The organism is Sulfitobacter sediminis (assembly GCF_040811725.1).
Taxonomy (GTDB): Bacteria; Pseudomonadota; Alphaproteobacteria; order Rhodobacterales; family Rhodobacteraceae; genus Sulfitobacter; species Sulfitobacter sediminis.
Genome location: NZ_JBFNXX010000143.1, coordinates 1 through 280 on the forward strand (window position 1 = coordinate 1; position 280 = coordinate 280).

Consider the following 280-nt stretch of genomic DNA (forward strand, 5'->3'; position numbering starts at 1 on the left):
GTGCGGCCGCGATTCTCATCGCCTCGGATCAGGCGATTAAAGACCACAATCTCGAACCCATCGCCCGCATCGTTGCCATGAATGCCGCTGGCGTTGAACCTCGCGTCATGGGTCTTGGCCCGGTCCCCGCTTGCCAGAAGGTTCTGGCGCGTACCGGGCTCCAGGCCGAGCAGATGGACGTGGTCGAACTGAACGAAGCCTTCGCGAGCCAGGGCCTCGCCACGCTGCGCGCCCTCGGGCTCGCCGAAGACGCCCCGCATGTGAACGCCAACGGCGGTGC

General features: G+C 66.1%; 1 pseudogene. It reads left to right on the forward strand.

Features of this window, described 5'->3' with window-relative positions:
* A pseudogene (locus AB2B41_RS23485) lies at nucleotides 1–280 on the forward strand (3-oxoadipyl-CoA thiolase); the annotation flags it as partial.